General features: G+C 45.1%; 11 protein-coding genes. 7 read left to right on the top strand and 4 right to left on the bottom strand.

The features are described 5' to 3' along the window. Positions 1-5 precede the first annotated feature (5 nt). Genes uvsE through PHQ97_11360 form a run of 4 tightly spaced genes read right to left on the bottom strand, consistent with a single transcriptional unit; the run spans position 6 to position 3,816 of the window. A complete protein-coding gene (uvsE, locus tag PHQ97_11375) occupies positions 6-899 on the bottom strand; it encodes a UV DNA damage repair endonuclease UvsE (GenBank protein MDD4393332.1) in 894 nt (297 codons plus the stop codon). Between the two features lie 6 nt (positions 900-905). Next, positions 906-1,250, bottom strand: coding sequence for a phenylpyruvate tautomerase MIF-related protein (locus PHQ97_11370; protein MDD4393331.1), 345 nt, complete (start codon positions 1,248-1,250; stop codon positions 906-908). A 13-nt stretch (positions 1,251-1,263) separates the two neighbouring features. After that, a complete protein-coding gene (locus PHQ97_11365; GenBank protein MDD4393330.1) occupies positions 1,264-1,971 on the bottom strand; it encodes an MjaI family restriction endonuclease in 708 nt (235 codons plus the stop codon). 24 nt (positions 1,972-1,995) lie between these two features. Further along, positions 1,996-3,816: a homocysteine S-methyltransferase family protein gene (locus PHQ97_11360; GenBank protein MDD4393329.1), complete on the bottom strand. Its 1,821-nt coding sequence runs from the start codon at positions 3,814-3,816 to the stop codon at positions 1,996-1,998. A gap of 144 nt (positions 3,817-3,960) precedes the next feature. On the opposite strand from PHQ97_11360, the gene PHQ97_11355 reads away from it, so the two are divergent. From PHQ97_11355 to pglX, 7 genes are all read left to right on the top strand, one after another. After that, positions 3,961-4,236 (top strand): hypothetical protein, encoded by a 276-nt coding sequence (locus tag PHQ97_11355; protein MDD4393328.1) that lies wholly within the window; start codon positions 3,961-3,963, stop codon positions 4,234-4,236. Between the two features lie 36 nt (positions 4,237-4,272). Continuing rightward, positions 4,273-6,192, top strand: a complete 1,920-nt coding sequence (locus PHQ97_11350; protein MDD4393327.1) for a RecQ family ATP-dependent DNA helicase — start codon at positions 4,273-4,275, stop codon at positions 6,190-6,192. 289 nt (positions 6,193-6,481) lie between these two features. Beyond that, complete coding sequence (locus PHQ97_11345) at positions 6,482-6,679, top strand: helix-turn-helix domain-containing protein (GenBank protein MDD4393326.1); 198 nt, start codon at positions 6,482-6,484, stop codon at positions 6,677-6,679. Position 6,680: 1 nt separating this feature from the next. After that, positions 6,681-7,487: a DUF1819 family protein gene (locus PHQ97_11340; protein ID MDD4393325.1), complete on the top strand. Its 807-nt coding sequence runs from the start codon at positions 6,681-6,683 to the stop codon at positions 7,485-7,487. After that, a complete protein-coding gene (locus PHQ97_11335; GenBank protein MDD4393324.1) occupies positions 7,465-8,013 on the top strand; it encodes a hypothetical protein in 549 nt (182 codons plus the stop codon). Before PHQ97_11340 ends, PHQ97_11335 begins: the two co-directional genes overlap by 23 nt. Before the next feature lie 10 nt (positions 8,014-8,023). Beyond that, positions 8,024-11,653, top strand: a complete 3,630-nt coding sequence (gene brxC, locus PHQ97_11330) for a BREX system P-loop protein BrxC (GenBank protein ID MDD4393323.1) — start codon at positions 8,024-8,026, stop codon at positions 11,651-11,653. A gap of 226 nt (positions 11,654-11,879) precedes the next feature. Continuing rightward, positions 11,880-15,650: a BREX-1 system adenine-specific DNA-methyltransferase PglX gene (gene pglX, locus PHQ97_11325; protein MDD4393322.1), complete on the top strand. Its 3,771-nt coding sequence runs from the start codon at positions 11,880-11,882 to the stop codon at positions 15,648-15,650. Positions 15,651-15,802: the final 152 nt, after the last annotated feature.

Raw genomic sequence — 15,802 nt, 5'->3', positions numbered from 1 at the left:
TCGTTTCAGCGTGAAAGGTCCTGTCTGAGCTTCAGTACCGCAAGCTCTTTGGCCTTGGCTTCCACTTCTACGGTAATGTCAAGACGCTTCCATGAAGCCGGGAAATCCGTTATATTTATATAGTCATGATGCTTTCGGATACTCGGGGTGCCCCATCCGGCAATCGGGCTCGAGATATGAAACAACGGTTCACGATGCCAGGTTTCCAGCGCCATCCGGGTGGTATCTTCAATGCTGTTTCCATCCGGAAGACATCGGTGGTGATGCACATCATAGACAAATCCGATTCCGGTATCCCTGCAGACCGGAATCAACTCCTCTGGTGTATAGACCCTGTCATCATTTTCAAGGGTCAGCCGGTCGCGAAGGGATTGCGGCAAATGACCTATCCGTTCACGGAGCCGGTTCAATACCCCGGGTTTATCCCCATAACCTCCGCCGCCATGGATATTGATGACATCGGCATTTACCCATTGGGCGACTTCGTTCTGATAAATCAGCTCTGCCACGGACCGGTGCGTGATCCCTTCTGACGGTGAAGAAAGCAGGATAAACTGGTCCGGGTGAAAGCTGGTCCGGATATCGTTTTTACGGCAAAATTCGCCGCACTTGATAAACATATCGATCAGGGTCTGGTAATCGGGCAGGTCCGTCACGTCATATCCCACTTCCGGATGGGTCTTCAGCGGTAATATCTGGCTGTTGAGCCGAAAGGCGCCAATACCTGTTTTTTTACAGAATTCCAGCGCACTGTAGAGGGCGCCGGCATTTTCCCGGCAGATCCCTGAGAGTATATTCAGCTGTTCCCGGCGGGGTCTGCCGAGCAGATACCTGGCGGTGGTTCTTCGGAATTTAATCGGTTCATTCCGGAATATGCAGCACAGCCCGAGTCGTATCATTGTCTGCTAAAATGTCGTCTTGTTCCAGCCGAACATTTTCCCGTTAATATCGTTAAAATCGATATAAACTCTTTCCGGTAAGATCCCCAGTTCGGACTGTAGAAGTTCGCACAGGGCGCTGGATAACTCCGGGCATTTGTCTTTTGTCAATCCGATGCTCTTGAGGATCAGGTACGCGCCCGGGTCGGTATTTCCGGCAAATATCATCGGAACAGAGTCATAAAGGGAAACCAGGATCACCTTTTCGGGTTTGTTCAACATCTTCGATAGAAACAAAGATGCCTTTTTCAAAAAATACAGTTTTTCTCCCGGCGAAAGCGCTGAGTTGGTTTCGATTTTCAGATACGGCATATTCATTCTCCTCTTAAAAGTCATAATAGACTGTCAGTCCGGTTTTTTTCTTCTCGTAATAGATGATATGTACATTAATAGATTCATTCAACATGTTTTTCTGCCGGTAGGATACGGGTTTTACCGAAACCGGCAGGTTGCCGATATACCCGTCAATGCCTTTGGCTTCTTCAGATGGATTCGACAAGCGGTAAGGCTCATTTTTTGATTCAGCGATTTTACATAAAACGCTTTTCTGAAAACGAAGTCCCGCATATGTCTTTGCCAGCACCAGGTCATTGACCCACTGGCGGACCAGATTCTCATCAATTTGGTCCATGGACGCACGAAGCTTGTTGATCATGCCGCAGATTTTCCGGGTTGCGGTGTCAATCGCATCCGGATGGGAATCGGTATACCACTGTGCCCACTGTTCGTAAGAATTTCCCTCAAACTGCTGAATCAGCTCCGACATCTGGCCGATCACCTTTGGTCGCGTAGCCTGGGCGTTCTGGTTGGCCAGGTTCATCAACTGGCTTGTATATTTGGGAAATGCCGGGGGCGTTCCGACCGTATCCCGGATAATGTCGCTGGTGTTGATGGACAGCTGTTGCCATTGATCCGGGGTATCGGAATGGGATGAAACCTGCTGGCAGAGTCCGGCAAACGGACTCAGACATAAAGCGAAACACAGAATTAATTCCCGGATGCCGGGGCGGCGGCCGTGACTTTCAGATATCATGTTTGTCTCCGAAGCGCGGCTCAGTCATGGCTGAATGGATCGAACCAGCCGGGCCGTCTCGCTGTAACCGTTTTTGCCAAAGGGCATGATAATATAAATACCACGGGCTTCTGCTGCAATAACCTGTGCCAGTTCCGCTGCCATATCCAGCCCGAGGCGCCGCTGATCTTCAGCCTTCTCAAACCGGTCGAATTGATCTGCAATCGTTGAGGGGACTTTTATTCCCGGGATTCTTCCGGAAGCAAAAAATTCGGCATTTTTCCGGCTGACCAGCGGCATGATTCCCGGAAACATCCGTATCGGGTAAGCGGAAACTGAATCCAGAAGCCGTTTTACGTCATCTGCGGTAAATACCGGCTGGGAAAATACAAATTCCGCACCCGCATCGATTTTTTTCCCGAGCCATTTCAGATGCGATTGCTCCGGTCGGCCAAAAGCGCAGCCGGCGCATAAATCCGGAGGATCAGCGATTTCTTCCTCATTGATCATCCGGCCCTGTCTCAATGTTTTGATGAGCCGGAGAAGTTCAACCGAACTTTTCAGGTCCGTAACCATACGGGCCATGGTTCCAAGGTGACCCATTGACGGGGAATCACCGGTAACCGCCAGAATGCCCTGTAAGCCCAGATCCCAGCAACCGATCAGGCACGAATGAAGCTGAAGGAGGTTGGACTGCGTGACGGATTTGTGACAGATGGATGGCACATTGAGTTTGTCCTGAAGGCGGGATGTCACCACCATGGCATCCCGGCCGACAGTTGCCCCGGGATTATCGGGAACATCGAACAGGCTGACACCGGCATCGGCGATTTGAGCCGCGCCTGAAATGATCTGTTCCAGACTCTGTTTCCGGTCTGCGCGGATTTCAACGCTGGTAACAAATGCGTCTGATTGGATAAGATCTCTGATCCGGTTTCGGGCAGGTTCATGTTTCTCAGGAGATATTGCCGGTTGGATGATTTTTGAAATTTCCACCAATTGTCTTCTGCCAACGGGTTTTCCTTTGACAGCCAATGCCAGTTTCCGGATGTGTTCCGGTGTGGTTCCGCAGCATCCGCCGATCACCGATGCACCGAGGGAGGAAAGCTTTTCTCCGATGGAGGCAAAATCATCCGGAGAGCAGGTGTAACTCACAAGGCCGCGCCGGATAACCGGATGCCCGGCATTGGGGGATACCGTTACCGGAACGGAAACAGACGCCGTAAGAAAGTCAACCACATCGAGAATTTCATTCGGATGCAGACAGTTGGTACCGACCGCCATTGCGCCGGCATCCAGGGCGATGGATATCAACAACCGGATCCGTTGCCATCGGTTTGGACCTCCGCCCACATTACCCACCTGAAAGATAAACGGCATATTGATCTGTGCGGCAGCTGAAACAGCAGCGGTGGCTTCTTTCGCATCGGTAAATGTTTCAAAGACTATGGCATCGGCCTGGGTGAGGGCCTCACATTGCTTCACAAACAGGGTTTTCAGGGCGGCGGCATCATAGTCATCACGCCTGAGTCCCAGGGCAAGCGGGCCTGCGGATGCCCATATCAGGCACTGGTTTCCCCCTGCCTCGCGTGCCAGCCGCACGCCGGCTTCGTTTATTTCATGGCATTTTGACGCCATCCCGATCTCTCCGAGGACAAGGGGGTTGGCTGCAAACGTATTGGTTAGCAGAATCTGAGATCCGGCGGCTTTGTATTGCAGATGAAGGGCCCGGACAGATTCCGGGCTTGTCAGGTTCAGCATTTCTACCGGATCGGTTGAGACGTTTGTATTTTGTCTCAGACAGGTGCCAATGGCACCGCTTCCGATCAGAATATTTTTTCCGGGTTGTATTATCACGTCTTTCATCCAAAAATCATTTAAAAAACTTTACCCAAACAATGGAATTTAAATAGGGTTTATATTATGTTTTATGCCAACTTATACCATAAATTTTATAATTATTCGAGTTGGAACCAAAGCAATGATATTTATGAAATGGGGGAGCGAACGATGACATCAAATGTTTATATGGTGAATTTTAGAAGTCGTAAAATCCGGGACAATAAAATCAGCAAGATCAGGAAACTGATGGATATGGAGGAGTTTAAAGGGAAAATTCGCAAAAAGGATCTGACGGCGGTCAAGATCCATTTCGGAGAACGGGGAAACAGGATAGATAATACGGCACAAAGCCGCAAGGAAAAATATATCCACGGATTTCGCATCATTGACACAGATAAGTCAAATGGAGTATTCCTTAATTCTTCGGATGAGAACATTTTTTGACATAAGAAAACAAAACGAAGAATTGAGGGGATGCAAATGCTGGAACATCACTTACAGGCGATTTTCGGATTTGATTCATTTAAAAAAGGGCAGAAAGAGGTTATTGCAAAAATTATGGACCACCAGTCGGCAGCGGCGATTTTTCCGACCGGGGCGGGAAAATCCATGTGCTATCAGCTGCCGGCCATGTTGTTGCCCCACCTGACCCTTGTGGTATCTCCGTTGCTTTCCCTGATGAAAGACCAGCTTGATTTTCTGACGGCAAACAAGATCCCGGCCGCACGTCTGGATTCCACTTTGTCCCGTGAGGAATACAACAACGTTATTGAAAATGCCAAAAACGGAAAATTGAAAATCCTCATGATTTCGGTGGAGCGGTTCAAGAACGAACGGTTTCGATTCCATCTTCGGAAAATGAACCTCTCGTTGCTGGTGATCGACGAAGCACACTGCATTTCCGAATGGGGTCATAACTTTCGTCCTGAATACCTGAAGCTTCCCATGTACCGCGAGGAATTTAACATCGGGCAGGTACTGCTGCTCACCGCTACGGCTACCGAACAGGTGGTCGGGGATATGTGCCAAAAATTTAATTTGCCTCCGGACAATGTGGTTGCCACCGGCTTTTACCGGAGCAATCTGTTTCTGCAGATTACGCCGACAGCTGAAATTCGAAAAACCGCCTGGCTTCTCAACCGCCTGAATGAATCTCTATATGCCTCGACCATTGTCTATGTAACCCTTCAGAAAACCGCAGAAAAGGTTGCCGCTTTTCTTCAAAAACAGAGACTGAACGCGCTTGCCTACCATGCCGGGATGGATTCCGAAAAACGCGAAGATGTACAGAACCGGTTCATGAACGGGGAAGTGCAATGCATTGTTGCAACCATAGCCTTTGGCATGGGAATTGATAAAAAAGATATCCGTCGCATTATTCATTATGATCTGCCCAAATCCATTGAAAATTACAGCCAGGAAATCGGTCGGGCCGGACGCGACGGCAAGCCCGCGTTATGCGAGGTGCTCGGTAATCTGGATAATTTGAATGTGCTTGAAAACTTTACCTACGGCGATACTCCGGAAAAACAGGCGATTTACAACCTGCTGGACATCATCCGCAGGCAGCCAACCCCGCTGTGGGAAGTAAAGGCAACAGCGCTTTCCAACGAACTGGACATTAAATTGCTGCCGTTGAAAACATTGCTTGTCTATCTGGATATGGAAGGGCTGATTCAGCCGAAATTTACCCGGTTTGATGAATATACACTCAAATACCGGATCGATCCGCAACAGATTATCAATATGTTTCAGGGGGAGAGAAAAGCGTTTGTGACCGCGATTTTTGAGAATTGTCATACGAAAAAAGTCTGGACCCATGTGGATGTCGCAAAAATCATGGAAACCTGTCATGCCCAGCGCCAACGTATCATTGCGGCTCTGGAATATTTCGACCAGAAAGAATGGATCGAGCTGGAGTCGAGACAAACCATCGATGTCTACAATATAAAAAATCGCCAGTTCGATATCGACCGGGTGACTGAAAAAATTTATGGCTTGTTTGTCGATAAGGAGGCCTTTGAAATTCGACGAACTCACCAAATGGTCGATTTTTTTCAAAGTGATGCCTGTATCAGTAAGCGCCTGGCTGAATATTTTGGTGAGCATCTTGAAAAAGCCATGTGCGGGCATTGCTCCGTCTGCAAGCAGGGGCCTGCTGTCTTGGAACGCTCTGAAACGCTCAAGCCGCTTTCCGAAATTAACATCGATCCAATGAAAAAAGAATTTTCCGCAGCTGCCGGGGATCATTTTTCCGACTCACATTTTACCCGCTTTTTATGCGGCATATCCTCTCCTATATTCACAAAACTTAAGATCAGAAAACTGCCTCACTTTGGAATCCTGGAACGATATCCGTTTGCGGACGTGAGAAATCGGATTTTGGAAAATCAATCTTGAAGAATTTTAAACAGTCAAAAAAGCTCTCTCTGATCCAGCCAAGCCGGTAGTACAATAATTCTTACGCAAGGCGCGAAGGCGCAAAAAATTTTTACCTCCATTTCGATATGATTCGGTGAATATTCATCCAAATCGGCACTAATCGTCAAAAATTACATTGATTTAGGCCAATCGAATAAGTATACAGTGTGGCTGTATGTTGCGGAATTATGTGCAGATAAAGCAAGTTCTTCAGTGCGTTAGCTGGAGCATCATACAATAACCTCATGATGAAGAAGGACTTTGAGCGATGGAAGACAGATGGCTGACGGTCGATGACATCTGTAAATATCTGAATGTAAGCAATGAAACAATCTATAAATGGATCGGGCATCGCGGTATGCCCGGCCATCGTGTCGGTCGTCGCTGGATGTTCAAACAGGACGAAGTGGATCAATGGGTTCGCTCTGGTGGGGCGGCTGATAAATCGGGTAAGGATGTCGAATAAGATGTTAGAATCACATAACACAATTGAACCTGGTAGTTACGATACCACGATAAATGTGATTGGTGGGCTGAGGGATTGTAGTGTCATTTATAAGGCAATTGATTCGTATTTCAGTAAAGATGACTCTATCAGAGATTTGGTGTCAGGCAGGAACGAATTTAATCTGAGAACTGAACGAAGCAGAAAACGGGTTGAAAGAGCGGTAAAACGGGCATTTTTTCAATTCAAAAACCAGGGGCACAGGGAGCTGATCCGGAGCCTTTTTCAAAGTAATGTTTCTCTGCCGGAAAGAGAGCTGATCCTGTTTTGGCAATTTGCTCTGAACAATCGACTGTTTCGAGAAATTTCTTCCCGGATTTTCATCAAGGTATATTCTTCCGGAAGAGCCAGCATATCAAAAGACGATGTCACTGCGTATCTAAAAGAATTTTTAAATCAGAACAAGCAGCTGAATCTTAATTGGTCTGAAAGTACAATAAATACCCTATCAACCAAATACCTTAACCTGATGACCAAACTGAATTTTCTTGAAGGCGTGCGAAAAAAGTCTTTCAGGCACATTAAAACGTCGGCAGAATCATTGGTATTATTTATCTATTTTGCCAGGCTGCACGATCCTCAAAGCAGTAACATTTTAATAAATGAGATGCTGCCGCTTTCGTTTGTTGTACCTGAAGATATCCAGGAGCGACTCAAAAAACTTTCGTTGAAAGGCTTTTTTGATATGAATTTCAACGGGGTCGCTTTGAACATCGAATTAACCCACAGCTATAAAGGGATTTGCGATGTCTTATATCACAGACCATAAACAGAAATTTGAAGATCTTCAATTTCATATAGAAAATCAGGACCAGCTGAGAAAACAGGCCAACGGAGGAAACAGCATTCTTTTTTCGTATCCGCCGAATGAAGAGCACCTTTATATTGAAAAGGCAAAGACGCTTTATCAGGAAAAAGCAGCCTTCATAGACATCAGTAAGCTGTTTGTAAAGTTTATCGATAAGGATGGATGGGATTTGTTCAAGGATTATTATCACGATTTCCAAAACACTCCCCATTTGATTTTTCGATCAGATGATCCGGCAGTCGATTTGTTTGACCTGATTCTCAAAGAAATTGAATCAGCCTGCAAGAATAACAAAATTCCATTTCTGGTAAGGACAGGCTGCCTCTACGGTACTGGAATAGAAAATGTAAATATTATGGATCACCGATCTGTGATGAAACTGTCACATCCTTTAGTGATTTTCTATCCATCCAGACTTGAAGATGATAATCTTTATTTTTTGAACTTTAAACCCGCATCGAAGTACCGTTGTACTCTGGTAAAATAAGGGGCTGCACATGTCTAAGATTAATGAAATTTTAACTCTGGATCTTCAGGAAGACATTAAGAATGTCATTGACCTTGAAGATCAATCAGAATTGGAAATTCAGCAGGAAATTGAGTCATATATTGTAACTGAAGGTATTGGCCGTCATCTCTACAATTTTACCAACCAGTTCACTTCAAATATTAAAGAAACCGGGGTCTGGCTTTCCGGGTTTTATGGTTCCGGTAAATCCTATTTTGGTAAAATGCTCGGTTACACCATATCCAACCCCGTAATTAACGGGACTCCGGCACGAGAACGCTTTATCCCTCGGCTTAAAGGTGTTTCAGATGAAAGCCTTATTGAAAATGCCATCCGTAATTTGGAATCCATAAACAGCCGGGTTGTTTTTCTGGATGTGGCCAAACAAAATACAGATCGTGGACTGGCGTTCACTCTGTTTTTCAATTTGCTAAAACATCTCGGATTCAGGGAGGATATCTATGGATACATGGAATTTGACCTCTATATCGATGGGAAATATGATAATTTTAAAAATGTTGTTAGAGAGCTGGAAGGTAAGGAGTGGGACGAGCTGAAAGCAAGCAACAGACTGGTTGCCAAAATTATGCGAGATGTCTTTGCTTCGATGGGTTACAGCGAGGCAGACTATAACGACACCTACAAGGTATACAGTTCAGCGATCAATGATTTTTCTGCCAGCAAGTTCAAAACGGAACTGGAAAAATACTTAAAGTTCAAGTCGGATGAGACACTGGTCTTTATTTTCGATGAAGCAAGTGAGGCGATCAGTCAGAAGAAATTTACGCTTCTGGATCTGGAGGGTATCAGCGAAGCGTTATCCAGCATAAACAGTAAGGTCTGGACGATTGCTATTGCGCAGGAAAAACTGGATGATGTGATTAATAACGCGAACGTGAATCGCAGCCAGCTCACCAAAGTCACCGACCGCTTTAAAACAAAAATACATCTCGAATCCACTGAAGTCGATATCATTATCCGGAGTCGTTTACTTCAGAAAAAAGATACTTATTTCAAACAGTTGCTGGACTATTATAAAAAGAACGAAGGCCTTGTTTCTGATGCAACGAATCTGAAATCTTCTTACCCGACAAAAACCACATCCGCTGAGGAATTTGCGATCTATTACCCTTTTCATAAGTATCAGTTCGATATCTTGCAGAAGTTTCTCTTCAGCTCAAATGCGCTGGTAGCAACACAAATTGCTGCCCGCGGTATGATTATCACGATTTTTGACGTTCTCAGAAAGCAGATGCGGGATCAGGATTTGTTTGCCTTTACTCCGGGTCATGCCATCTGTACCGAAGCCCAGACCGCACCGCCTGTTGGTCTCGTTAATAAATATGATACGGCCCGTAAAATCCTTAATGAGAATAAATCAGAAGTTGATGGCGAAAAACTGCTGAAAACAATTCATCTGCTGGCCGACTCTGCAGTTGTATCACCAACAGCTGAAAATATTACAAAAAGCTACATTACAGATATAAAAAAATACTACGATATCAAGCCGAATATCGAAAAAGTCCTTCATTTGCTGGTCGAAGCTAAAGTGCTTCTGCTTTCTAAAAATAATTACAAAATCACATCAGACCTTGAGGGTAAACTTCTGGAGGAAATGAAAGAATTTGATGTGGAGTTGTTCAGTAAAAAGCGTTTACTGATCAACTACGTCAAGACATATAAGCTCCTTACACCGGTTGCCACTTTCAATAATGGTTCGGATACTTTTAAATTCAGTGTGCTGTCTGACCAGGATGACGAGCTGTGCAGTCCTGGAAGTAAACAATTGAAACTGATAGTCTACAGCCTTTTTAATATCAGTGAAAACAGGCAGGACTTTGTTGAGCAGATCAAGCTGGAGACACAATCTGATAAAGACCTGATTACCCTGATCCCGGACAACAGAGAATTTTCTCAGATTGACAAGCTGATTGGAGAAATACGCCGTTACGCCTACATGGAAGAGAAATATTCCAACGAATCCGATCCTTCCAAACGGCAGATTATACGGGATTTTTCGACCATTCGTGAAGAAAAGGAAAAGGATCTGCGGATTAAAATTGAGAATGCCTACAGGACTTCCACGCTGATTTATATGTTTGACGAATACCTGCTCAATTCCGATACCTATAAAGGAACCATCAACGAGATTCAGCGTAAGCTCATTAAAAACATCTACACCAAAAGACTTGCGGCCCAACTTTCGGAAGGATTGGCACCTAAAATTTTCAGTAACCGAAAAGAGAATCTCAGCAGACTTTTTTCCGGGGATGACTTTTGTTTTTTTGATACTCACGGGAATTTTACCGGGGACCACCTGAAGGTGGTTGAGGAAATCAACGCCAGGATAAAGTCCCGCTATGTGGATGGACGATCCCTGGAGTCAGACGTGTCCGGCCCGCCATGGGGCTATGCCTTCGGAACCATTGTTTCTACTCTGGCAGCGTTGTTCCGGGCTGGACGACTCGCTGTTAAATACAATGGGGAGACGTGGTTTTCCCATGATCAGAAAGCCGTTCATGAGGCCTTTATCAATGCAACAAAGTTTAAATCAGCATCTTTTAAGTCCATTACAGCAACCCTGACTGCAGACCAAAAGAATCGGGCCGTTCAGTTGTTGATGGATCTTGACATCGAAAACCATACCGGCCGAAAAGTTGACTGGAATATCAATGATTTTGATCTCGCAGATGAAATCAGTGTCAAGGCAACGCACTTCATTGAAGCACTGAAGGCACTTAATAATACTGTCGATCATTTCGAATCCCTTTTCCCCAACGTGGTCGCGCAAAAAGCCACCTTGCAGGAATATGCCGGCAAGGTGACAGAGAACAATTACATTGAAAAGGTGGAACACCTTCTGGCTACCGGCGATACATTCAGATCGACCATACAGACCATTATTAAGACCCAGAAATTTATCAAGAAAAACTTACCTAAAGCGAAAGAATTTAAATGTTTTATTGAAGATGTGGTCGCTGAGTTGAAAAAGTCGGATCGTTCTGATGATAGCATTCAGGATGCTTATGACGAATTTCTGAGGCTTTACAAACAGGATATGGTGAAAAACTTTGCTCAGCTTCTGCAGCAGGCGCAGGTGGTCAAAGATACTTATTTTAGATTGATTAAAACTGCCGCATCCGGAATGACGTACGAATATCAATTGCTCCAGGGAAAGGTGGATGGTGCTGTACGCAATCTGAAGCAGAATTATCCGGCCGAATTTAACGCTCAAAATCTGAAAAATCTGGAAGTGTTGAAACGATATTGTTCAAGCAGAATCCTTGGAGAACCGAATCTGGAATTTTCCATTACCTGCAAAAGTTGTGGTTACTCGCTTTCGGATATCCTGAATTATACTGCCCTGGCCCCAGCAAAGGATAATGAGTTGTTAATAATACAGAGCAGCTTTCTCGCCGAAGCACCACCACAGCTTGAAACTATTGCAGACCCACTGGATAAACAGGCAACGCCAAAGCGGCCACGCAAGATTAAGATGATCGTACCGTGCAAAATCATGACGGTTAAGGAATATAAGACCCTGTTGACTGAACAGCTAACCGCATTGGCGGCTGCACGGCCTTCTGAAGAAATTGAACTGGATATCGAGGTTGAATAATGTCAAACCACGAAAGCCACGAGATTTCAGCGTTTATAACAAATTTGCTGAACCGACTGAAAAAACAAGAAAAAATTGAGCAGAAAGGTGGGGGGAAGGGGACATATTATGAACGCAGGCGTTAATTTACGCGCCGGGCGCGAATATACGCGCTCTTTTACGCGCTACGTGCAAAACCTTCCGTATATTCTGCTTATTCCGTGGTTAAACCATAAAGGGTTTTAATATGAAGCTGTCAGATCATGTCAATAAACTGCGCAACCTCATCGAGGGCGCTTTTGATAAACGCTTTGCCCGGCTGGGCATCGGCAAAACAAAAAAGATCGATCCGGAAAAACTGTCTGCAGCACTCAAACCGAAGCGACAAAGGTTTGAGTGCATGTTGGAAAATCATGTGGGTGAGACCGGCGGGTACGATAGTGCCCGGGAAAAGCTTATTGATGAGCTGACCTTTACGCTTTTTAACCGCATTGCGGCGATCAAGGTGATGGAAGCGGCCAGTCTCTTTCCGCCGATCATCACCAAACAGCCGGAGCATGGCGACCGCTCCTTCGGGCACAAAGTCTGGCTGGAAATACGTCCCGATATGCGCAGCGAGGAACTGGAAGGCATCCGTGAATACATTAAACATGCGTTTAATGAGCTGGGCAAAAGCCTTCCGCTCTACGGTAAAAGCTATCCTTATGCACTGTTGCCGGATGTCATCAGTCTCAATGAAATCATCGATGCCTTCAATGATGTGGAAAAAGACCCTCAGGTGGGCGCGGATATCTGGCAGAGCGATGACGTTCTGGGCTGGCTCTATGAGAGCTACAACAACGCAAAGAAGCAAGCCTTCAAAGCCAGCAAGGCAAAAACCGAATACGATAAGGTTTCCCTGCAGTCCCAGGTCTATACCCCGCGCTGGGTGGTGCAGTTTCTGGTGGACAACTCGCTGGGCAAACTCTATCTGGAAATGTACCCGGATTCGGAAATAAAGCACCGATACAAAATTGCCAATGCGCCCAAGATACAGGAACGAAAACCTGAGCCCCTGCATGAAATCAGGCTCATCGACCCTGCCTGCGGTTCGGGAAATTTTCTGCTTTATGCCTTTGATTTATTTTATGAACTGTATCTGGATCAGATCGAAAACTACGGAGCGGATTATGACGAAGATGATATCCCCGGGCTTATCATTGGAAATAACCTGCACGGAATTGATCTGGACGACCGCGCCATACAGCTGGCTCAGCTCGGGCTGTATATCAAAGCAAGAAAGAAACGGCGCTCGATTGGGCGTTTGACGTTCAAGGTGGTTTCGTCTGATTTTTTTCTGCCGGATTATGAGGAAGTGCGCCATATTTTTGAGGAAGGAAATAACCTCGATCGGAACCAGAAACGGCTGATCACCGATATCTGGAGTGATTTACAGTATGCCTATAAATTCGGTTCATTGATTCGTCTGGATGAGAAATTAAAATCGAAACTGAGAATTCTCATTGAGCAAAGAGAGCCGGAACAACAGACACTTTTTTCCGATAAAGAATTAAGGATTGTGCCAAAGCCGGCACAGCTGGATTTATTTACCGGATTTTCTGATATTGAAAAAGAACAAAAATTTATTGAAACCTTCTTCAAAAATCTGAAAACCGCAGTGGAACAGTATGCCCGCTCAGGCGGCAATAACTTTCTTGCCAGCAAAACCCGGGACGCCATCACCTTTCTGGAACTGCTCACCACGGAATACGATGTGGCAACGGCCAATCCGCCTTATACCGACAGTTCCGACTTTGGACCAAAGCTGAAAATTTTTATCGAGGATAACTATAAAAAACCGTATAAATTTCATACCAATCTTTACGCTACCTTCATCAAGCGATGTTACGAGTTTACCGGTGAAGACGGCAAAATTGCCATGATTCATCCGCATACCTTTATGTTTATTAAATCATTTGAAGGTGTGCGTAAATTCATGATTGAAAAAACGCATATTGATGCAATGGTAGATTTCGGCCTTGATCGTGTAAATTTATTTGGGCCGGGCCTTCTTCTTGATGCAACTTTTTATGTGTTGAGTAAATTAAATAGCGAACAAGACGGTTCTTATTTTAATCTGACTACAAATCTGCAGGAGAAATACAAAAAAGGTAAGTTCCTTGAGGCCTTGGATGATTTCGTTTCGGGTAAAGAAAACGAACGGGTTTATACGCTTCCACAATCCAAACTGAAAATTATCAAATCCTGGCCCTTTATTTATTGGATCTCCGATGAGTTTCGGGAGAAGTTTGGGGAGAAAGGATTTGGTGAATATGTTAATGCAGGAGGTGGACTGACATCAGCCAATAACGATCGTTTTCTCCGGTTTTGGTGGGAAGTTTCCATGGATACTATTTCAAAGGTAGTTGATGACGCAAAAAAGTGGAAACTCTATGTTAAAGGAGGTCCGTTTAATAAATGGTATGGAAATGTTTGGACAATAGTCAACTGGGGTAACAACGGTCATGAGATACGCACGTTTTGTGATATAGATGGCAAGCGTCGCGCAACATTAAGATGCGAGAAATTTTATTTCAAAGAAGGAATGACTTACGCCAAGTCTGGGTCAAAAGGTGCTTCATTTCGGTATATGCCGTCCAATACCATTATAGATAGCGGGAGCCCTGGTATTTATGTCGGTGAATATACGAATTTAAATTATGGAATAGCATTTTTAAACTCAACGCTTACAGTTTACATATTGGGTTGTTTAAATCCTACTGTTTCAACCCAGGTTGGCGATGTTGAGAGAGTCCCTTTTGTTATTCCTCCGGAAAATATTGAAAATATTGTAGCTGAATTGGCTAATGCATGCATAAACGTAAAAAAATATTTATGTACCTTCTTTATAATTGAACCCATCTATTCTGGATCAGCAATTGAATATTTTTCGAGACCAGATTTAAAGATACGACTAAAATCCTTCATTAACTACGAAAACCAACTTCTCACCCAGGTCCTCATTAACGAAGCAATCATCAACGAAAAGATCTTCGAGGTCTACGGTCTGACTGAGCATGACAAGGCCATGGTACTGGCCAAGGAGGGTGAAAGTATCGGTGGCCTGCCGGTTAGTGTCGATGCGCGGGAGGCGTATCTGGCTGAAGAAGACGCCACAAAGGAGTTCCCGCTGGACACTATCCGGAATTTTATTGAATCCCTACCGGTAAAGGAATTTACGGCTGAAGAACGGGAATCTATTGAGAGCGAGTTTCCGTCACTTTATCAGAGCAACAACGATCTGGAGGAGTTCTGCATCCGTCATCAGGTCAATCCCATCAATGTCTGGTACTGGTTCAAACAAAGCAATGTGATCCCAAAACAGCGGATGCATACGCTGGCCATGGAGTTTCTGGCCGACATGATTCGTGAGATTCTTATGGAAGATGATGACGGCATCATCCCACTGGTTCCCAATGCCGGCGAAAAAGTTCTGCTCGACCGCATCGAAGAAAAGTTCCGGGAAAAGGGCTTTACTATGGCGCAATACTCCAGCTTCGATAATGTGATGGGACGGCCGTTGAACGAGTATGTAAACAAATATTTCTTTGCGGAACTTTCCGACCACCTTAACCTGTTTATGTATCTGCCCAAGACGCCATTTATCTGGCATCTCTCCAGTGGCCCGGAGCAGGGGTTTGACTGCTACATTATTATCTACAAATGGAGCCGCGACAAGCTGATGCGTCTGCGGTCGGTCTATATTGAGCATCGGGAACGGGCGTTGATTAATCGGCAGAGCGATCTTGCCGGCAATGAAAGTGCCGATGCTCAGAATGAGAAGGACCGGATTTTCAGGCAACTCAAGGAGCTTGAAGCCTTCAAGGTGAAAATCGATGAACTGCTGGCGGAAGGATATGATCCGATCCTTGACGACGGCGTTGGCAAAAACATCGCCCCTTTGCAGAAAAAGAAGATGATCCCTTACGAGGTGCTTAATGCTGGGCAGTTGAAAAAGTATTTGAATGCTGATTGGTGATTTTAACCACAGAAATTTAACCACAGATGGACACGGATGAACACGGATATTTAAGGAAAGAGCTATCAGGGTATAAAGGTTATCTGTGAGAATCTGTGTGCATCCGTGGTTTCAAAAAAAAGAAATTTAACCACAGATGGACACGGATAGAC

Source organism: Desulfobacterales bacterium (assembly GCA_028704555.1).
GTDB lineage: Bacteria > Desulfobacterota > Desulfobacteria > Desulfobacterales > JAQWFD01 > JAQWFD01.
The sequence above is the reverse complement of the archived record's forward strand: the minus strand, read 5'-3'. Positions and strand labels throughout refer to the sequence as shown.

What these genes read in the sequence shown, in the direction of transcription:
- PHQ97_11360 (MDD4393329.1), bottom strand. Translation starts at nt 3,816, where the DNA reads ATGAAAGACGTGATAATACAACCCGGAAAAAATATTCTGATCGGAAGC.
- PHQ97_11350 (MDD4393327.1), top strand. Translation starts at nt 4,273, where the DNA reads ATGCTGGAACATCACTTACAGGCGATTTTCGGATTTGATTCATTTAAA.
- PHQ97_11355 (MDD4393328.1), top strand. Translation starts at nt 3,961, where the DNA reads ATGACATCAAATGTTTATATGGTGAATTTTAGAAGTCGTAAAATCCGG.
- PHQ97_11345 (MDD4393326.1), top strand. Translation starts at nt 6,482, where the DNA reads ATGGAAGACAGATGGCTGACGGTCGATGACATCTGTAAATATCTGAAT.
- PHQ97_11335 (MDD4393324.1), top strand. Translation starts at nt 7,465, where the DNA reads ATGTCTTATATCACAGACCATAAACAGAAATTTGAAGATCTTCAATTT.
- pglX (MDD4393322.1), top strand. Translation starts at nt 11,880, where the DNA reads ATGAAGCTGTCAGATCATGTCAATAAACTGCGCAACCTCATCGAGGGC.
- PHQ97_11340 (MDD4393325.1), top strand. Translation starts at nt 6,681, where the DNA reads ATGTTAGAATCACATAACACAATTGAACCTGGTAGTTACGATACCACG.
- PHQ97_11365 (MDD4393330.1), bottom strand. Translation starts at nt 1,971, where the DNA reads ATGATATCTGAAAGTCACGGCCGCCGCCCCGGCATCCGGGAATTAATT.
- uvsE (MDD4393332.1), bottom strand. Translation starts at nt 899, where the DNA reads ATGATACGACTCGGGCTGTGCTGCATATTCCGGAATGAACCGATTAAA.
- brxC (MDD4393323.1), top strand. Translation starts at nt 8,024, where the DNA reads ATGTCTAAGATTAATGAAATTTTAACTCTGGATCTTCAGGAAGACATT.
- PHQ97_11370 (MDD4393331.1), bottom strand. Translation starts at nt 1,250, where the DNA reads ATGCCGTATCTGAAAATCGAAACCAACTCAGCGCTTTCGCCGGGAGAA.